At 35.4% G+C, this 19,647-nt stretch carries 21 protein-coding genes and 1 tRNA gene; 17 read left to right on the forward strand and 5 right to left on the reverse strand.

Translation table 11 applies throughout. The annotated features are described in order from the left end of the window. On the reverse strand, window positions 1-1,326 hold the full coding sequence (tilS, locus tag BUA89_RS18485) for a tRNA lysidine(34) synthetase TilS (RefSeq protein ID WP_072961980.1): 1,326 nt from the start codon (window positions 1,324-1,326) through the stop codon (window positions 1-3). A gap of 86 nt (window positions 1,327-1,412) precedes the next feature. Here tilS and BUA89_RS18490 point away from each other — a divergent pair, with 86 nt between their 5' ends. The 6 genes from BUA89_RS18490 to BUA89_RS18515 all read left to right on the forward strand — a co-directional run bounded on the left by BUA89_RS18490 (window position 1,413) and on the right by BUA89_RS18515 (window position 6,160). Next, a complete protein-coding gene (locus tag BUA89_RS18490; RefSeq protein WP_072961985.1) occupies window positions 1,413-2,246 on the forward strand; it encodes an OmpA family protein in 834 nt (277 codons plus the stop codon). Window positions 2,247-2,641: 395 nt separating this feature from the next. Beyond that, a complete protein-coding gene (locus BUA89_RS18495) occupies window positions 2,642-3,289 on the forward strand; it encodes an O-methyltransferase (protein WP_072961987.1) in 648 nt (215 codons plus the stop codon). 84 nt (window positions 3,290-3,373) lie between these two features. Next, window positions 3,374-4,090 carry a C40 family peptidase gene (locus tag BUA89_RS18500; protein WP_072961990.1) on the forward strand — a complete coding sequence of 239 codons (717 nt, stop codon included), beginning with the start codon at window positions 3,374-3,376 and terminating at the stop codon, window positions 4,088-4,090. A gap of 20 nt (window positions 4,091-4,110) precedes the next feature. Then, the gene (locus BUA89_RS18505) at window positions 4,111-4,578 is read left to right on the forward strand and encodes a DUF1648 domain-containing protein (protein ID WP_072961993.1); all 468 of its coding nucleotides are present in this window, start codon (window positions 4,111-4,113) and stop codon (window positions 4,576-4,578) included. Continuing rightward, window positions 4,575-4,913, forward strand: coding sequence for a cupin domain-containing protein (locus tag BUA89_RS18510; protein ID WP_072961996.1), 339 nt, complete (start codon window positions 4,575-4,577; stop codon window positions 4,911-4,913). Before BUA89_RS18505 ends, BUA89_RS18510 begins: the two co-directional genes overlap by 4 nt. Window positions 4,914-4,924: 11 nt before the next feature. After that, window positions 4,925-6,160, forward strand: coding sequence for a 3-deoxy-D-manno-octulosonic acid transferase (locus tag BUA89_RS18515; protein WP_072961999.1), 1,236 nt, complete (start codon window positions 4,925-4,927; stop codon window positions 6,158-6,160). On the opposite strand, the gene BUA89_RS18520 is transcribed toward BUA89_RS18515, so the two are convergent. The 3 genes from BUA89_RS18520 to BUA89_RS18530 are packed head-to-tail and all read right to left on the reverse strand — an operon-like array spanning window position 6,152 to window position 8,531. Then, window positions 6,152-6,778 carry a deoxyuridine 5'-triphosphate nucleotidohydrolase gene (locus tag BUA89_RS18520; protein ID WP_072962004.1) on the reverse strand — a complete coding sequence of 209 codons (627 nt, stop codon included), beginning with the start codon at window positions 6,776-6,778 and terminating at the stop codon, window positions 6,152-6,154. The genes BUA89_RS18515 and BUA89_RS18520 overlap by 9 nt on opposite strands. An 8-nt stretch (window positions 6,779-6,786) precedes the next feature. After that, window positions 6,787-7,545, reverse strand: coding sequence for a glycosyltransferase family 2 protein (locus BUA89_RS18525; RefSeq protein WP_072962007.1), 759 nt, complete (start codon window positions 7,543-7,545; stop codon window positions 6,787-6,789). An 8-nt stretch (window positions 7,546-7,553) separates the two neighbouring features. Then, entirely contained in the window at window positions 7,554-8,531 is a 978-nt protein-coding gene (locus BUA89_RS18530; RefSeq protein WP_072962010.1) for an acyltransferase family protein, read from the reverse strand. A gap of 198 nt (window positions 8,532-8,729) precedes the next feature. On the opposite strand from BUA89_RS18530, the gene BUA89_RS18535 reads away from it, so the two are divergent. The 11 genes from BUA89_RS18535 to BUA89_RS18585 all read left to right on the forward strand — a co-directional run bounded on the left by BUA89_RS18535 (window position 8,730) and on the right by BUA89_RS18585 (window position 19,264). Continuing rightward, a complete protein-coding gene (locus tag BUA89_RS18535) occupies window positions 8,730-9,203 on the forward strand; it encodes a lipocalin-like domain-containing protein (RefSeq protein ID WP_072962013.1) in 474 nt (157 codons plus the stop codon). A gap of 178 nt (window positions 9,204-9,381) precedes the next feature. Then, window positions 9,382-12,195: a leucine--tRNA ligase gene (gene leuS, locus BUA89_RS18540; protein ID WP_072962017.1), complete on the forward strand. Its 2,814-nt coding sequence runs from the start codon at window positions 9,382-9,384 to the stop codon at window positions 12,193-12,195. A gap of 240 nt (window positions 12,196-12,435) precedes the next feature. Further along, on the forward strand, window positions 12,436-13,299 hold the full coding sequence (locus BUA89_RS18545; RefSeq protein WP_072962021.1) for a MotA/TolQ/ExbB proton channel family protein: 864 nt from the start codon (window positions 12,436-12,438) through the stop codon (window positions 13,297-13,299). A gap of 56 nt (window positions 13,300-13,355) precedes the next feature. Further along, entirely contained in the window at window positions 13,356-13,964 is a 609-nt protein-coding gene (locus BUA89_RS18550; RefSeq protein WP_072962025.1) for an ExbD/TolR family protein, read from the forward strand. Between the two features lie 12 nt (window positions 13,965-13,976). Beyond that, window positions 13,977-14,549 (forward strand): ExbD/TolR family protein, encoded by a 573-nt coding sequence (locus BUA89_RS18555; RefSeq protein ID WP_072962028.1) that lies wholly within the window; start codon window positions 13,977-13,979, stop codon window positions 14,547-14,549. 24 nt (window positions 14,550-14,573) lie between these two features. Continuing rightward, window positions 14,574-15,416: an energy transducer TonB gene (locus BUA89_RS18560; protein WP_072962032.1), complete on the forward strand. Its 843-nt coding sequence runs from the start codon at window positions 14,574-14,576 to the stop codon at window positions 15,414-15,416. 81 nt (window positions 15,417-15,497) lie between these two features. After that, window positions 15,498-15,689, forward strand: a complete 192-nt coding sequence (locus BUA89_RS18565) for a DUF308 domain-containing protein (RefSeq protein ID WP_072962077.1) — start codon at window positions 15,498-15,500, stop codon at window positions 15,687-15,689. Next, on the forward strand, window positions 15,682-16,557 hold the full coding sequence (locus tag BUA89_RS18570) for a PstS family phosphate ABC transporter substrate-binding protein (RefSeq protein ID WP_072962035.1): 876 nt from the start codon (window positions 15,682-15,684) through the stop codon (window positions 16,555-16,557). Before BUA89_RS18565 ends, BUA89_RS18570 begins: the two co-directional genes overlap by 8 nt. Before the next feature lie 90 nt (window positions 16,558-16,647). Next, a complete protein-coding gene (locus BUA89_RS18575; protein ID WP_072962038.1) occupies window positions 16,648-18,294 on the forward strand; it encodes a tetratricopeptide repeat protein in 1,647 nt (548 codons plus the stop codon). A gap of 139 nt (window positions 18,295-18,433) precedes the next feature. Continuing rightward, window positions 18,434-19,153, forward strand: a complete 720-nt coding sequence (gene bshB1 / locus BUA89_RS18580; RefSeq protein ID WP_072962042.1) for a bacillithiol biosynthesis deacetylase BshB1 — start codon at window positions 18,434-18,436, stop codon at window positions 19,151-19,153. A gap of 35 nt (window positions 19,154-19,188) precedes the next feature. After that, a tRNA-His gene (locus BUA89_RS18585) sits at window positions 19,189-19,264 on the forward strand. 182 nt (window positions 19,265-19,446) lie between these two features. Here the strand turns inward: BUA89_RS18585 and BUA89_RS18590 are convergent. Beyond that, on the reverse strand, window positions 19,447-19,647 hold a 201-nt coding region (locus BUA89_RS18590; protein WP_143152336.1), incomplete at its 5' end, for a transposase.

Genomic DNA, 19,647 nt, shown 5'->3' on the forward strand with positions numbered 1-19,647 from the left:
TTACTTTTTATTAAAAATTTTGAGAATTTTTTTTGTATTCTCATCCTTGGAATTTCTTCTGTCCTGCCTGAAAGGAACGATTCCTAGCACGGAGTTTTCGTTATCAGTCAGGAGCCAGATTTTTTGCCTCGCTAAAATAGATAATTTTTCGTCCCTAAAAAACTTAGAAACTTTCTTTTTCCCTGAAAATCCGGCGGGATAAAATTCATCGCCGTCTTTTTGTCTTCTTAATCGCAGTGGAAAGCGAAGTTTTTCCGCATCAAATTCCCATTCGAGGTCTTTATTGATTTCTTCAATGTCAATAATATTTTCGAGATTAATGGCAATTTGGTTTTCGGAAAAATCAAAATTTTCAATTAAAAGAATTTCTTCATCTTCCAATTTATTAGCTCCCACCTTCGTCTTTAAAATCAATTCATCACGATTAATAATCAACTGATAATCTTTTGAAAAAAATGAGCTTCCGTTTTCCGCTTTAAAAATTTTATGAATTTCTTCTTCCTGATTAAAGCCATACTTCTTAAGAATCTCAAACTTTACAAAATCGCTTTTCCTGTTGAGGTTTTCTTTTGATAAGACTTTGTAGTTGGGGTTAAATACCGTTAGTCTATTTTCAATTTCAAGAATCTGCTGCTGAACAAAATCTTTGGTCTGATTTAAATAAGAATTGCTTTTTTTGAAATTCTGTAAAAAATGTTCGTTGGTTTCCAAAAGCTTCGGAACGATCTCATTTCTGATTTTATTCCTTAAGTAATCACTTTTTTTATTAGAAAGATCTTCGCGATATTCAATATTGTTTTCTTTGGCGAATTCGTAGATTTCTTCTTTTGTGAAATGTAAAAGAGGTCTTACAATATGATTGTCGTTTGCAGGAATTCCACTCAAACCATTAATTCCCGCCGCTTTGGAAAGATTAATGATGAAAGTTTCCAGCTGATCATTCAAATGATGAGCGGTCACTAAAAACTCCAGATTTTCCTGTTTCTGAATTTGTTTGAAAAAACGATACCGAAGTTCCCTTGCCCAAAGCTGAATAGAATTTTCCGGCTTTTGATCCCTATCTGAAACTTCATATAAATGAAATTTAATATGATTCTTTTCACAAAAATTCTGAACCACTTTTTGGTCGAGATCAGAATCTTTTCCCCGAAGTTTATAATTGATATGTGCAATCTGAAACGGGTATCCAAAATCCTGTAACTGTCTAAACAGATATGCCAAAACCATGGAGTCGGCACCTCCGCTCACCGCTAAAAGATAGTTGTGGTTTTCAGAAGAATGAACTAGATTTTCTACTCGATTTTTAAAGTCTGTCTTTTCCAACATCTATGTTGAGAATTTCTTTTATGCAAAGATAATTCATATAATTAAAATGAATTTTCTACCTTTGGCTGGTCTAAAAATGATTATTTATGAAAATTTTTAAAATCTTAGCAGTATCTGCAATGGCGCTGGGAATGACATCTTGTATCAGCAAAAAGCAGTACGATGCGCTAAGCTCAAATTACAAGCAATGTATTGAAAACGTAGGGGAAAGACAGAGAGAAATTCAGGATCTGAAGTCTCAGAATTCTGCCCTGACAAGCGAAAATAATTTACTAAAAAGTCAGCATGATGCTTTAAAATCTTCATTGGATGCCTGTCTTTCCAATACAGGAAAAAGCTCTGCAAATATTGATAAGTTAGTAGGGGAGATCAATGCTTCAAACTCTTATATCAAGCAGTTGATTTCTAACAATGCTAAAAATGACAGTTTGAATTTAGCTTTATCAAACAAGCTGAAAAGATCTTTGGATAATGTAACTGATCAGGATGTTCAGGTAAAAGTATTGAAAGGAGTAGTAATGATCTCTCTTTCAGATAAAATGTTATACAAAACAGGAGATTACAATGTTTTACCGGCAGCTCAGGAAGTGTTAGGAAAAGTAGCTAAAGTAATCAACGATTACGATAAATATTCTGTATTGATCGAGGGTAACACAGACAACGCAGCATTAAATTCTTCAACTTTACCAAGAGATAACTGGGATCTTTCTGCATTGAGAGGTACGGCAGTTGCTAAAGTTTTACAGACCCAGTTTGGGGTAGATCCTGCAAGAATGACAGCGGGTGGACGTTCCGAATACAATCCTAAAGCGACCAACATGAGCGTTTCAGGAAGAGCAGAGAACAGAAGAACGGAAATCATCATTATGCCTAAGCTGGATGAGTTCATGAAACTGATGGACATTGCGCCAAAGAAATAATTAAAACAAACATTCAATCAATAAAAAGAAATCCCGAAGTCATTCGGGATTTCTTTTTTAATTAATCAAATTAGTTCTTCTTTTTTCAATAAAGAAATAATTCTCTGAAAAAATGAATTGGATATTTCCGGCTTAGTTTTTTTTGATGAAGTTTTTTCTTTAAATTTTAAAGAAGTTTTCTTCATATTCTCATGGTTAATTTTTTTTTCTCCGGCATTCATTTGTTTTCCTATTAGTGTTTTTACCCTTCTTTGCAAAGTTACAGTTATTTTTATCCGACGCTATCCGTATTTTTACGGTAATTGGTATCGGGATTTTCCCAAGGCTTAGAATCTTTTGTATTATTCTTAGTTTTTGCTTATATTTAAGTAAATTTGACTGTTAAAAATTGTAGAATGAGCTTTTTTGAAGAAAAAAATCCGGAAATGGACAGGTACCTGGAAACACACGCTTCCTCTGAACCTGAAATTCTGAGAAAACTGAGAAGGGAAACATACCAGAAAACAACACAGCCGCACATGATATCCGGCTATCAGCAGGGAAGATTGCTCACCATTATTTCCCAAATGATACAGCCGAAAAATATTCTGGAAATCGGTACTTTTACGGGATATGCAACACTTTGTCTTACGGCAGGATTAGCAAAAGACGGAAAAATAACGACTTTGGATGTAAATGAAGACTTGGCTTATCTACCTAAAAAATATTTTGCCGAAAGCGAATATTCAAGCCAGATTAATTTTAAGCTTGAAGATGCCAAAGAATTTTTAAAAAAAACCGACGAGTTTTTCGATTTGGTTTTTATCGATGCAGATAAAGAAAATTATGCCGAATATTTCAGATTAATAAAGCCTAGAACACAATCCGGTTCGGTGGTCATGTTTGATAATGTGCTGTGGTACGGAAAAGTGCTGGAAGAAAATCCGAAGCAGAAGTCTACACAGGCAATTAAGGAGCTAAATGATATCATTGCGAAGGATGATGATTTTGAAAATCTTATTTTACCTTTGCGGGATGGGGTAAATTTTCTGAGAAGAAAATAATTTGAGGTTGAGTGTAGGGTTAAGATTTTACAAAGTTATTTTCTCAACCGAAACTAAGTCTTAACCTTTTAATTTAAAAAATAGATGAATAAAGGAATTTGTATTGTTACAGTAGCGCCCGTTCGTGCAGAAGGTTCTGACAGAGCGGAAATTGTTACGGAAATATTGTTTGGGGAAAGTGCAGATATCTTGGAGGTAAATAAAAACTGGACCAGGATAAAAATGCATTATGACGGCTATGAAGGATGGATGGATACGAAACAGCTAAAGCCTGTAACAGACGAGAATCTGGCAAAACGAAAAGTTACGGTCGTTACGGAGGATTTTTCTTCTGTCTTAATGCATGACGGAAAAACGTTGCTCTCCATGGGTTCCGAAGTGGAATTTCCTGTGGTGGCCTCCAGAAGAAGCCATGATGTGCGTGAAAGTATTGCCTTAACTGCGAAAGAATTCCTGAATGTTCCATACCTGTGGGGTGGAAAAAGCTTTTTTGCGGTAGACTGTTCCGGTTTCACACAGTTGGTTTACAAAATTCACAATATAAAATTACCGAGAGACACTTCTCAGCAGGTTGATGTGGGCGAATCTTTAAGCTTCGTTGAAGAAAGTCAGCCCGGAGATCTGGCTTTTTTTGAAAATCCTGAAGGGAAAATTATTCACGTGGGAATTATGTTGGATAATCAGAGAATCATTCATGCATCAGGAAAAGTAAGAATCGATACCTTGGATTCTACGGGGATTTTTAATAAAGAAATGAATAAGCATACCCATAAATTAAGAGTGATTAAAAACGTACTTTAATCTTTTAAAATCAATCTGAAATGGAAGATATTTTATTGACAGTTTTTGATGTTTTTAATTTTGGATTATTAGTTTTTTTATGGTGGTTTACGATAAAAAACTATAAAAGTTTACCCCAGACTATTCCCATTCATTTTGATTTTGACGGTAAGGCTGATAATTTTGGTAGTAAGAAATATGCTTTTTTAATGCCTTGTTTCTTGGTGGGTATTTATGTTTTATTTGTATACGCGGTGAGATCTCCGGGCTCTGCTAATTATCCTGTGGAAATTACTCCGGAAAACGAATATGCCCAGTTCCTGATCATGAAAATTTTTATGAGATGGCTTTATCTGCTTATTGTGATTATCTTTTTAAACAGTCAGGATTATATGTTCAGATATGCTGTGGATGAAACGGTAAAGCCGAGGATCCCGATGACAACGGCATTTTTGTCGATACTTGCAAGTTTAATTGTAGTATTCATTTTTGTAGGTGTTTTCAAATGATCCAATCTAAAAATAATTCCAAACATTATATTTGGGGAAACGGCTGCGACAGCTGGATCTTAAGAGATTCTCAAAACCTTTCCATTAAGCAGGAAATAATGCCTTCAGGTACTGCGGAAAAATTACATTTTCATGAATTTACAGAACAGTTTTTCTATATTTTAAAAGGAGAGGCTATCTTTTATATCAATGAAGAAAAATTTTCTGTAAAAGCGAGTGAAAGCATTACTATTTTGTCAAAAACAAAACATTATATTTCTAATGAATCGGCGGAAGATTTGGAATTTTTAGTGATCTCAAATCCTTCAACCCATAACGATAGAAAGGAAGTTTAAAATTTTATCAGATGGCTTTTCTTTACAACATATTCATCAATCTTTTCATCTTCGGAATGAAGGTATTTTCGTTGTTTAATGATAAAACTAAAAAAGGCGTTGAGGGGAGAAAAGAATCTCTTCAGAAGGTTAAATCTGCTTTTAATAAGTCGGATAAAGTGATCTGGATGCATGCTGCAAGCTTAGGCGAATATGAACAGGGATTGCCGGTTTTAGAACAGTTGAAAGAACAGTTTCCTGAACACAAAATTTTAGTTACTTTCTTTTCTCCATCGGGATATGAGAATGTAATTAAAAAGAAAAATATTGCAGATGTCATCTGTTATTTACCTTTTGATAAAAAATCTTTGGTAAAAGAATTTGTTGCTCAGTTTTCTGTTGAACTATATTTTACGGTGAAGTATGATTATTGGTATCATCTTTTAAGTGAACTAAAAAATCAAGGTGCAAAGACGTATGTGATTTCGGCTCTGTTTTATGACAGTCAATCGTTTTTTACTTCGTATGGAAAATGGTTTGTAAAACAACTGCAAAAGAATGTTGATTGGTTTTTTCATCAAACGGAAATGTCTTTTGCACTGGCAAAAAGTATTGGCTTAACGAAATCTTCCGTAACCGGAGATACTAGATTTGATCGGGTGAGGCAATTAAGATCCCGGGATAATCATGTAGATTTTATTAAAGAATTTATCGGGGAAAATAATAAAGTGGTTGTTTTTGGAAGTTCATGGAGGTCTGAAGAAATTATTTTGGCGGAAACTTTTCGGGGAAATCCTTACACAAAATTTATTGTGGCTCCCCATGATCTGAAAAGAGTAAACAGATTGAAGGAGCTGTTTCCTGAGGCTATTTTATATAGCGAAATACATAAAACCGAGTTGCCCATTCATGAATATGAAATTTTATTAATTGACAGTATAGGTTTGCTTTCAAAATTATATTCTTACGCAGATATTGCTGTTGTTGGAGGTGGTTTTCATGATGCGGGACTGCACAATATTCTAGAAGCGGCAACGTTTGGAGTTCCTGTTGTTTTTGGAAATCATTACAAGAAAAACCCTGAGGCAGATGAGTTGATTTCATTAGACGGAGGGCGTGCTTTCGAGAAAGAAGGAATGGCTGCAGATTTTGTCCTCTATCTTTTAAAAAATCCCGAAGTGTTAGAATCAATGTCGAAAAATGCAGAAAAATTCATTACGGAAAAGCCTAATTCTACAGAACTGATTATCAGAAAAATTTTATCTTAAAAATCCCTGGATTTTCATTTCTTTAATGATGGCATCAAAATTCTGAGGAATTTTATCGCTCGTCAGCCAGTTAAAATCGATGCCGTTATTGATAAAAAGTTTAGATAAATAATGGTTTTTAAGAATTTTTTCTTTTACACTGTCCAGCAGTTCATCAATTTCCATCCAGTAATCTACGTCCAGTTTTTGCGTTAAAAGCAGAGACTTCACCGTTTTATTGATGAGGTAAATATAAAGTTTGTAGAGGTTGTCAAACCTTTGTCGGCTAAGATCTTCGTTGTATTCTAAAATCTTATTAATCAGTAACAGATTAAGCGAAACTTCCCCGAATTTATCGGTGGTAATCTTTACATGCTCTGTGATTTCTGCACTGATTTTTCTAATAATTCCCAGAAAATATTTCTGGTTGCCGATATATTTTGAAGCCAGTAAAACCTTTTCGGATACAATTTCTTCCATTGCATCACGTTTGTTGTCTGTGGTTTCAGGATCGATTAATTCGAAATATAATTTTTTGGATAAAAGTTTATCCTTTTTCAAGAGTCTGAAAATCAGACGGTCTTTTTCTACAGATGAAAAATTGCTGAGCGCCGCTTTGAATTCTTTTGAATATTCCATTTTTAAATTTAATTAAAAATTTTTGAATATTTCAGAAATCCGTTCAACGCCCAGTTTGCGGTGTAGTACAGGGACTTTAAAGTTGAAAAACCCATAAAATCTTTATAGACTAAATATTGATCTTTAATAATATTTTTCTTCTTTCTGGAAACGCTGTTCTGGCGCATTCTGTATTTTGCGAGCGTTTTTTTCAAAGGATAACCTTTCGGGATTTCTTTTAGCAAATTGAGCCACATCACATGATCTTCACGCTTGCTTTTTACCGGAAAGAAAAATTTTCCGACTCTTTTGGTGTCATACATCGTTGAAACCGGGGCAAGTCTGCAGGTTTTAAGCAAATTGGAAAACGTAACGATTGTATCTGCTTCAAAATCTTTCAAGATCGGCTCCATCGTATGTTCATCGCATCTTGAGTAATTGCAGTATACCAATTCTGCGTTGTTTTTTTTCATAAAATCCGTCATGGTTTCCAGATATTCAGGATACCAAAGGTCATCGGAATCTAAGAAGGCGATATATCTTCCCTGAGCCCTTTCAAGACTTTTGTTTCGGGCATTTCCTGCACCTCCGTTTTGTTCAAGAACGTGTAATTTTATTCTGGGATCGTTATATTTTTTAATGATTTCAACGGTGTTGTCTTTCGAACGGTCATCGGAAATCAGCCATTCCCAGTTTTCGTAGGTCTGACTTAAAACAGACTGTATGGTTTCCTCAATGAATTCTGCGGAATTATAAGATGGCGTTATAATGGAAACTAATTCTTTCATATTGTGTTTTATAAAAATTTTTTCTCGTAAAAATGCCACGAACTAACTCCTACAGCAATAACCACCATCATACAGGCAAAAGCCATAACAAAAGGATTGTAATCTTTAAATAAGCCTAATGTTGTAAAAGTCCGGATGATGGGGAAGTGGAAGATGTAGATTCCATAGGTGAAGTCGCCATATTTTCCGAAATTATTTAAGAATTTAAAAGAATAGGCGATGTATAACGTAATAATGCCAATCATCATCGGGGAAAATAGCTGGATGTTGATCAACAGATCAATCCATACTGTAATAATGGCAATGATGAAGAGTAAATTTTTATGTTTAATGAATTTATCAAAATTAAAATAGATCAGCATTCCGGGAATGAAATAAGACAGTGTTCCGGGAAGTTGCTTGGCTAAAGAAATTTTATTTTGTAATTCGAAATAATTAAGATAAACCAACGAAAGAAAATACAGGATGATTAAACTGATATTTCTGTATTGGTTATTCTTTCCGAAAAGTAAAAACAATAACGGAACAGCAAAATAATAGCACATCTCTATTTTCAGAGTCCAGAGAGCTCCATTCACCGCCTGGTTTCCGAAAACTCCGGGAAGCCAGGGTGCTTTGAAATTTAAAAATACGGAATTCCATGCGAGGTATTTGTACACCTGTGTATTGCTGAAATATTCTGCAAATGAATACGTGCTTACTAAGCTCAGTAAAATAGCACACAGAAAAACAACCAACAGGTAAGCGGGAACAATTCTCTTGATTCTCTTTTTAATATAGCTTTTCAGGCTTGAAGATCTTTCGTAGCTTCTTGCAATTAAAAATCCGCTGACAACAAAAAATCCGAAAACGGCAACTTCAATCGGGCTGTGTTCAAGAAATTTGAGTTCCGGAGAAACACTTAAAGCTCCTAAATGTCCCAGGAAAACAATAAAAGCCAGCAGAACGCGGAGGAAGTCAAAATTGTTTTTCGTGATGTCTTGCATTTGCACTGTTTTGTGCAAAAATAGTTTTTTTCACAGAATAGAGGCTATTCCGGCTCCTGAATGTTTGTTAAATAAAGGTAAATTAAAGCATTTGAAAAGTCAAAAGACACGAAATAATAAATTTTAATAATATTTTTCTAAAAAAATTGTTTAATAATATAAATAAATCATAATTTTAGCGCTTGAAAAATTTGATATATGAAGAAATTAGCATTATTATTTGCAGGTTTATCATTATTTGTAGCTACAGGATGTAACGACGACGAGGAAACTGTTATGGAAGCTCCTCTTAACGGGATCTGGCAGCCGGTAAAAAAAGTAGTAACAGTAGTTGCTATCGGAGAAGATCCTGTTTCGGACGGTATTTCTTTTGATACGGATTGTCAGAAAACATCAAGATGGGTTTTTGGGATCGATAATAACGGGAAAAGAAAAGATATGGGAGACAGTTCAACTCCCGGCACATGTACCCCTACTTTCGACAGAAACTTCAGCTATACGTATGATAAAGATAGTAAAGCTATTCAGATAAAATATCAGGGAATTGTAGAGCCGGATCAGGGAAAAATTATCAGTATCAGCGATACTACCGTAAACATTATGTTTGAAGATAAAACAGATCCTACCGAATTCCATTCTGAAACCTATACCCTTAAGAGAGTTACTCTATAATAATCTGAATTATCAACATCATATAAATCTCGTCCTCGGATGAGATTTTTTTGTTTTCATTTATTTAATTAAAAATTAAAATTTCCATTTCTTTTAAATTCATTATTTTTGTGAAAATTAGAATTGGGATTAAAAAATCTAATATCTAAAGTCTAACATCTAACATCTATTATATAAAGTGTTTTACGATCATCAGCAGATAGAAAAAAAGTGGCAGAAATACTGGGAAGACAACCAAACGTACAAGACTTCCAATAACACAGACAAACCAAAATTTTATGTTCTCGATATGTTTCCGTATCCATCAGGCGCAGGACTTCACGTAGGTCATCCGCTTGGATACATTGCTTCCGATATTTATGCGAGATACAAAAGACATCAGGGTTTCAATGTGCTTCATCCGGTTGGCTACGATAGTTTCGGACTTCCTGCTGAACAGTACGCGATTCAGACAGGACAACATCCTGCGATTACGACTGAGCAAAACATTACAAGATACGAGGAGCAGCTAAGAAAAATCGGTTTCTCATTCGATTGGAGCAGAGAAGTAAGAACTTCCGATGCTTCTTATTATAAATGGACACAGTGGATTTTCATTGAATTGTTCCATTCTTGGTATAATAAAGATACAGATAAAGCGGAGGCTATTTCAACTTTAGTTAAACGTTTTGAAGAAAAAGGAACAGAAGGATTAAATGCCAATCAGAACGATGAATTGAATTTCACCGCAGAAGAATGGAAAAATGCTTCTGAAATGGATAAAGAAGATATCCTTTTAAATTACCGTTTAGCCTACAGAGCAGAAACGACTGTAAACTGGTGTCCTGCTTTAGGAACAGTTTTAGCAAACGACGAAATAAAAGACGGAAAATCCGAAAGAGGAGGCTTCCCTGTTTTCCAAAAGAAAATGATGCAGTGGAGCATGAGAATTTCGGCTTACTCTGAAAGATTATTGCAAGGTTTAAAAACTTTGGACTGGCCACAACCTTTGAAAGATTCTCAGGAATACTGGATCGGGAAATCTCAGGGAGCACAGGTGAAATTTAATGTTGATGGTCATGACGAAATTGTTGAGGTTTTCACGACAAGACCTGATACCATCTTTGGAGCCACTTTTATGGTATTGGCTCCGGAAAACCCTTTAGTGGAAACTATTACTACATCAGAACAAAAAGCTGAAGTAGATACATATATTGAAGAAACTTCCAAAAAAACAGAACGTGATAGAATGTCTGACGTGAAAAACGTTTCCGGTGCTTTCACGGGAAGTTATGCGATCAATCCGTTCAGCGGAGAAAAAATGCCGATCTATATTTCAGATTATGTTTTGATGGGTTACGGAACGGGAGCTGTAATGGCGGTTCCTGCACACGATGAACGTGATCACAGATTTGCAAAGAAATTTAATTTAGAAATTAAAAAAGTTGTAGAAACTGACGAAGATGTTCAGGAAGCATCTTTTGATTCTAAAGATTCGATTTGCGTGAATTCTGATTTCTTAAATGGATTAAATTATAACGATGCAAAAGCATTAATTATTGATGCGATTGAGAAAAAAGGAATCGGTCACGGAACAACGAACTACAGACAGCGTGATGCGATTTTTTCAAGACAAAGATATTGGGGAGAGCCGGTTCCTATATATTATAAGGATGGGATGCCTTACACATTACCAACTTCTGCATTGCCTTTGGAGCTTCCTGAAGTTGAAAAATATTTGCCAACTGAAGACGGTGATCCGCCATTAGGAAATGCAAAAACTTTTGCCTGGGACGAAGTAAACCAAAAAGTTGTTGATACGAATTTAATTGACGAAAAAACGGTTTTCCCGTTAGAGCTATCTACAATGCCTGGTTGGGCTGGAAGCTCTTGGTATTTCCTTAGATATATGGATCCGAAAAATGAAGAAGTTTTTACGAACAAAGAACTTTCGGATTATTGGGGACAGGTAGATTTATACATAGGAGGTAGCGAACATGCTACTGGTCACTTATTGTATTCCCGTTTCTGGAATATGTTCTTAAAGGATAGAGGGTATATTAATCATGATGAGCCTTTCCAAAAGTTGATCAATCAGGGGATGATTTTGGGGATGAGTGCTTTTGTGTATAGAATTGATGGGACTAATCAATATGTATCTAAAAATTTAGCAAAAGATTATACAACTCAGGCAATCCATGTCGATGTATCTTTATTAAAAGGAACTTCTGACGAATTAGACACGGAAGCATTCAAAACCTGGAGACCGGATTACGCGGATGCAGAATTTATTTTAGAAGACGGAAAATACATCACAGGCCGTGAAGTAGAAAAAATGTCTAAGTCAAAATACAATGTTGTAAACCCAGATGATATCTGTGAAGAATATGGAGCAGACGGTTTAAGATTGTATGAAATGTTCTTAGGTCCGTTGGAACAATCCAAGCCTTGGAACACACAAGGTTTGAGTGGAGTGTATGGTTTCCTGAAAAAATTCTGGAATCTGTATTTTGACGGGGATACTTTCTTTGTTTCTGACGAAGAACCGACAAAAGCAGAATACAAAGTTTTACATACCTTAATAAAGAAGGTAGTATACGATATCGAAAACTTCTCTTTCAATACTTCTGTATCTTCATTTATGATTGCTGTAAATGAATTGCAAAAAATAAAATGTAACAAACGCAATATTTTAGAACCTCTTGCCGTTATCATTTCGCCATATGCACCTCATATCTGCGAAGAGCTTTGGAGTCTTTTAGGTCACAATGCATCTATTGAATTCGAGAAATTCCCTGTGCTGAACGAGGATTACCTGGTGGAAGACGAGATTCTTTATCCGGTAAGTGTAAATGGTAAAATGAAGTTTAAAATTTCACTTTCTGCTCAGTTATCACCGAAGGAAGTAGAAGATTTAGTACTTCAGGACGAAAAAATGGTTCAGATTTTAGAAGGTAAAACACCTACAAAAATCATTGTAGTGCCTCACAGAATTGTGAATATAGTAATTTAAATAAAATTTAACATTGGTAATTTAAAAAAAATGAAGGGGTTATTTTTTTGATTTTTTAACGTAAATGTTAAAATTGAAGAAAATTTTTAAAAATTCGAAAAATAATTATAATATCGGAATTGTATTAAATTTTCTTTATCAAAAAAATATAAAATGTTTATTTCAGACTCTTGCATTTTAATTAATTTTGCCTTTAATTTACACCCTGTAAAATTTTAAAACAATATAATTTAGTTAAATATGGAAATGAATGTTTCAAAAAATGATGAGCAAGTAGTTGCTAGAAAAGCAGGAGGTTTAAACCCGGCTGTTATTATTCCTATTATTTTTGCGATAGGTATTTGTATTTATTTATTCGTTTTAGGTAACCCAGGAAACTTTAAAGATGCTAATGAAATTGGTGGAGCATCTGTTGCTTTTTCTGATAAGGAGGGGAAAGACATTCACCCAGAATCGTTTTTAGGAATTATCTACAAGGGAGGGGTTATTGTACCAATCTTGATTACTTTCATGATTACTGTAATCGTTTTCTCTTTTGAAAGATATTTCGTTCTTGGTAAAGCTGCTGGTAAAGGAAACTTAGACAACTTCGTTGTACAGGTTAGAAGCTTACTAAACCAAAACAAAATTGATGAAGCTTTAGAAGAGTGCGACAGACAGCAAGGTTCTGTTGGTAACGTAGTAAAAGAAGGTCTTACTACTTACAAAGCTTTATCTCATGATACTACTCTAAACAAAGAGCAAAAAATGGTAGCGCTTAACAAAGCGATCGAAGAGGCTACTACTCTTGAAATGCCAATGTTGGAGAAAAACATGATGATCCTTTCTACTTTAGGTACGGTTGCAACTTTGATCGCACTTTTAGGTACGGTAATCGGGATGATCAAGGCGTTCTTCGCGTTAGGTTCCGGAGGTGGTACTCCTGATGCTGCTGCACTATCTACAGGTATCTCTGAAGCCTTGATTAACACGGCGTTAGGTATTGGTACTTCTGCAGTTGCTATTATCCTTTATAACTTCTTTACTTCTAAAATTGACGGATTAACTTATAAGATTGACGAGATCGCAATGAGTATCCAACAATCTTTTGCTGAATTCAACTAAGAATTAGCAAGGTATTTGTATAAGTAAAAAGAAGTTTAATTAAAAATCATTAAATAATGGCGAGAGTCAAACCTAAAAGACATGGGGTAGTTACGGATATGACGGCAATGTGTGACGTTGCGTTCCTACTACTTACGTTCTTTATCTTGACCACTCAGTTTAAAAAACCTGATGTGGAGCAGATCAAACCGCCATCTTCAATATCAGAGAAGTTGCTTCCTGATGCAAGTTTGATGACTATCAACGCTACTCCGGACGGAAAATTTTATTTCCAGCCAGTAGAAAATGCATCTGAAAGAGTAAAGCTTTTGGAAAATATGGGACAGAAGTACGGTGTTACTTTTGACAATAACGAAAAAGCTTCATTCCAGAAAGTACAAGCAATCGGGGTTCCTATGAACCAGCTGAAAAGCTATCTTGATTTGTCAGATGAGGAGCAGAAAAATTTTAAGAGTCCTACCGGGATTCCTATGGATAGTACAAATAAGCAATTAGTGGACTGGGTAAAAGAAAGTTTGGCCGTAAATCCTGATTACAAATTAGCAATCAAGGGTGACGTTACTACTGAATATCCAAAAGTTAAAAGCCTGTTTGAGGGTTTAAGAGATATCGATTTTCTTAAATTCTGGTTGATTACATCACAAGAAGGTAAACCTAATGAATAATATCATTTAGAAATGGCAGAAGTACAAGTACAGGAAAAAGGCGGGAAAGGCGGCAAGGTTCGATCCAAGAAGCAGAATACCCGCGTAGATATGACTCCGATGGTGGACTTAGGGTTTCTTTTGATTACCTTCTTTATGTTCACAACTACATTCTCTAAACCGAATGTAATGGATTTAGGACTTCCGGCAAAACCAAAGCCAGACGCTCCGAAACCTCCACCGACAGAAATTAAACTTTCGAATTCTATCTCTTTATTATTAGGGAAAGACAATAAGATTTTTTGGCACCAACAAGATAACACATCTTTAACGGATCAGAATCTTAATGAAACTTCTTTCGACAGAGAGGGAATCAGAAAAGTAATTGAGCAGGCAAAAGCAGGTGCGGCAGATAAAACCAAATTTACGGTGATTATCAAACCGACTGACGATGCTGTATATAAAAACTTTGTTGATATTCTTGACGAAATGGCAATTACAAAGAGCGAGCAGTACGGGGTTACTGATCTTAAACCTTGGGAAAAAGCTATTTACGACAGAAAAGTGGGTAATGCGGGAACTCCTGCAGCACCGGCGGCAAAGTAATTTAAACCATAATATTGTACATCTATGGCAAATGAAAATGTGTACGATCCAAATCTAACTTTAGATGAGATTGTATTTAAAAATAGAAACAAGGAATATGGTGCATACGATTTAAGACATCAGTACCCAAAACTACTGACAAAATCTTTTATTGTTGGAACGGCATTATTCCTGATTGCGGCTTTGTCTCCTTTCATTTATCTTACGATTAAAAGGCTTACTGCTCCACCTAAACAAGAAGTTAAGGCAGAGTTGGTAGACATTTTACAGGAAGATAAAGTTTTAGAACAGCCGAAAGAAGAAGAACCACCTCCACCACCTCCACCACCAAAAGAGGAAGAGAAGATAGAGGTTATTCAGAACGTAGTTCCTGAGCCTGTAAAAGCTCCTAAAATTGAAACGCCACCACCGCCAATCTCTAAACAGTTAGAGACAACTACTGGTTTGGTAGCACAGGAAGGTGTAAAAGCTCCTGCTTACACACCACCGCCGCCACCGCCATCTACAGGTACTAAGGCTTCAACTGCGGAAGTTAAACCTCAGGTAACAAATGACGTATATGAGTCTGTAGACCAGGCAGCTGACTTTAGCTCAGGAGGTATCAACGGATTCAGATCTAAGTTTATGGATAATTTTGACAGTTCTTCAGTAGAAGGTGAAGGTACTTTAGGTACTGAAATTACTTTCGTTGTTGAAAGAGACGGAACTTTGAGCCAGATTAAGGCTTCAGGATCCAACTCAGACATGAACAGAGAAGCTGAAAGAACCGTAAAAAGTATCAAAACTAAGTGGATTCCTGGTAAAGTTAATGGACAGCCTGTTCGTTCTCGTTTCCGTTTCCCTGTGAAAATGAACTTTGAAGGATAATTTTTTTTATCTTTAAATAATAATTAAAAAAGAGAGGCTTATGCTTCTCTTTTTTATTTTTTTTGGTATTTTTGTTATATGATGTTCAATTGGTTATCCCTCGTTACGGGATTGTTTTATATTGTTTTAGGAGTCGTTGTGATCCTTTACAAATTTTTTTTTACTGTTTTAGAACCCAATATTGCTTACGTATTAGGAGGCCTGTTGATTATTTATGGTATTTTCAGAATATACAGAGCTTTAACTAAAATTAAAAAGTCAGGTGATGAATAGTAATAGTATTAAATTGGCAATGCTATTGTTAATAAGCTTTTTGGTGATGAGCTGTAAAAAGGAAGAAAAGTCACCCTCTTACCATAAAGGTGAACTGACTATCCTTACGGACGAATCGTTTAAAAGTGTTACAGAGGCGTTGGCTGAAGGATATATGATTAATTATCCTGAAACTAAGATTAAAGTGGTAACTAAAAAAGAAGATCTGGGATTTATTGATTTGCTTAATAATAAAGCAAGAATTGCTGTAATGTCAAGGGATTTAACTCCTGCAGAGATTAAAACTTATGAAAAGCAGATTGAATTAAAGATATTACCTTCAAAATTCGCGGCAGATGCGGTGATTTTTATCGTTCCGAAGGAATCCACGAAAGAAAGCATCTCCATGGATGAAATTTCAAAAGGAATGCAGTCAGAAAGCAAAGAGTTCATCTTTGATGGTGCCAATTCAAGTAATTTGAACTTTGTAGCTCAAAAACTTAAAAAACAGCCTAAAGACTTAAAATTCTCTGTGATCCCCGGAAATAAGAACATTATTGAAGAATTAGGAAAATATCCGGATAAAATTGGTGTAATAGGTCTCAATACTTTTAGCCGCCCTTACGATAAAGAATCTGAGCAGCTGAGAAACATGGTAAAGATTCTTCCTGTGGAAAGTAAAGGAAAATTATATACTGCGGATTATGAAAATTTGCGAAACATGACCTATCCTTTTACCAGAGTTTTATATTTTTTAACAAATGAGGGGAATTTCAATATTGCCAACGGTTTTATCAGGTATTCCTGTACACAACTGGGACAGATGATTGTGCAGAAGGAGGGATTACAGCCATATAATATTTTCCGTAGAGAAGTCCAAATGCGTTAAAAAGTATTAAATTAATCCTTTAACCAAAATAAAAATATTATTTTGGTCTGAAAATTGTGTAAATATAATTCGATTTGATTATAAAATAAAATGAAAGATATAATGAATATGAATGTAAAGAAGATTGCTTTTGGAGCAGCAGTGGTATTTTTTACCAACTTTGCCTTTGCACAGACGGTGCAGGACGGTATCAACAGTATTGACAGTGATAAGTTCGCTCAAGCAAAAACTAATTTTACGAACATGATTGCTTCAGCTCCTACAGCTGAAAATTATTTCTACTTAGGAAATACATTTCTAAAGCAGGCGGAACCGGATTTTGCTTCTGCTACTGATAATTTTAACAAAGGACTTGCTGCTGATAAAAAAAGCTATTTGAATCAGATTGGTTTAGCTACTGTTAAGCTTGGAAAAGGAGATAAAGGTGCAATTGCTGAAATCCAGAAGATTGTAACCGATTCTAAAGAAAAAGATGCTGAAGTGCTTTTCAGAGCGGCAGAAGCTTTAACATTATTTGAAAAAAACAACTCTCCTGATTTAGCTATTCAATTTCTAAATAAAGCTATTGAAAGAGCAGAGAAAAAAGGAGTTCCGGCACACTACTATTATACATTAGGTGATGCTTACAGATTGAAAAGAATGCCTGGTGATGCCATGACGGCTTACGATAAAGCTTTACCTTTGGCTAAAAATAAGGCTTCCGTTTACACAAGAATCGGATCTCTATGGATGGCAGCACAAAGATGGCAGCAAGCAAAAGAAAGCTTAGATAAAGCTATTGCTACTGACCCTTCCTATGCCCCTGCTTATAAAATAATGGCGGCTTATGATATAAGATATCAGCAAAATGCCAAAGCTACTCAAGATCTTATCAACTATACAAAATATGCTGATGAGGATCCGTATACTCAATTGGAGATTTCTAAGTTGTATTTTACCAATGAAGATTATGCAAACTCTAAGCAGGTATTAGATAAAATCTTTGATAAAATTAATGATCCTATTAAATTCAAATTAAGAGCATATCAGCTATATGCTGAAGGGCAATATCCTGAGGCAAAACAGGCAATGGATACTTTTGTTTCTCAGGCAGAAAAATCAAGAGTACAGCCAGCAGACCAAGGGCTGCAAGGTTTAATCGCAGCAGGTTTGGCTAAAACCGAAACGGATGCTGGTAAAAAGGCTGCTTTAACGGCGGAAGCTCAACAGAAAATTGCGATCGCAAAAGGAGCTAAAGATGAAACACTGAAGTGGGATATGGAACTGGCAAAAATCGCAGGAGGAGGTTCTCAGGCTGATGTAGATGCAGGACCAACAAACCCTACTATCGAAGGTCTTAAAAAGCAGGTAGCTGCTAATGCTCAGGATTCAGATGCTTTATTTAAGCTGGCAACAGCATATCAGGAAGTGAAAAACTGGAACGGGGCGATCCAGACCTGGCAGAAAATGAGTACCCTTCTTCCAGATTGGGCTCCTGCTTACTACAGTTTAGGATATTCTTACCAGCAGGGTGGTAACAACGATGCAGCAAAAATTGCTTACGAAAAATACATTGCAACAGTAAAACCTGCAGAAGTTGAAGCAAACAAGCAGACTTTAGCGTATGCTTATTTTGCGGTAGCGTATTTGTCAAAAGATTCAGACGTTGCGAAAGCAAAAGATTATGCTGCTAAATCTGTTCAGTTGGATCCAACGTATCAGGATGCTGTAAAATTAAACGCAGAGCTTAACAAGTAATTTAAAATTTAAATTATAGATATAAAAAACTTCCCATTCATAATGTTTGGGAAGTTTTTGTTTTAATGGCTATATTTGAAAATACGAAACGTTGGTGTAAATAAATAGCGACGGTTCTAACAGATAAATTAAAGAATAAATGAAAACAGATATACTTGCTTTTGGCGCTCATCCGGATGATGTGGAATTAGGGTGTGGGGGTACAATTGCCAAATTGGTTTCCGAGGGGAAAATTTGTGCGATCGTAGATCTTACAAGAGGAGAATTGGGAACAAGAGGAACAGACGAAACCAGAAAAGTGGAAGCGGCAGACTCTGCAAAAATTTTGGGAGTGGTAGCGAGAGAAAATTTAGCGATGAAAGATGGCTTTTTGGAAAATTCCGAAGAATACCAAATGAGGATCGTAAAAATGGTTCGCAAATATAGGCCGGAAATCGTCTTAGCGAATGCAATTGATGATAGACATCCAGATCATGCAAAAGGAGCGAAATTAGTATCGGATGCGTGCTTTTTAGCCGGATTGAGAAAAATTGAGACGGTTTTAGACGGAGAAAATCAAGAGGTGTGGAGACCGAAGCATATTTTCCATTATATTCAGTGGAAAAATATTACTCCGGAATTTTGTATTGATATTTCTGAGCACTTAGATAAAAAAATTGCTGCCTGTATGGCTTTCAAAACTCAGTTTTACGATCCGACTTCGAAGGAACCGGAAACGCCAATTACCTCAAAAGACTTTTATGAGAGCTTAACTTACCGTGCTCAGGATTTAGGGCGTTTATCGGGAGTTGCTTATGCTGAGGGCTTTACATCAGAAAAATTAATTTCTTTGAAAAATTTTGATGGAATAGTTTGGTAATTAAAAAATCTTCTCTATATTTGCACTCACAAAACGGTGATTGTAGCTCAGTTGGTTAGAGCGTCGGATTGTGGTTCCGAAGGTCGTGGGTTCGAGACCCATCATTCACCCAATAAAAGTACACTTTTCAAAAGTGTACTTTTTTATTTTATAATATTCCTACATTCTACTTTAAATCATATTATATTCTAAAATACAATACTTTATTTAATAAAAATTTTGGTGTTTTTAATCTCAGGCTTGAAAATGGGGGATTTTTCTAAAATAAATGGATCAAGTACAAAACTTGTGGACTAAGCAAAAAGTTTTGATAATCTGAACAGGAAAAACGATTTATCTCTTACTCCTCTGAGCTGTAATCTGAAGTTTTTTATTTTTGCATTAAAGGATTCTGCTGAGGCGTTAGTGCTTCTCTTCTCAAAATAATTAAGAATATCGCTGTAGTGGCGGGTAATCGTTCTTTTTAAGGTAGTGAAAGATTTAAAGCCTGATTC

It is taken from the genome of Chryseobacterium arachidis (assembly GCF_900129245.1).
GTDB classification, from domain to species: Bacteria; Bacteroidota; Bacteroidia; order Flavobacteriales; family Weeksellaceae; genus Chryseobacterium; species Chryseobacterium arachidis.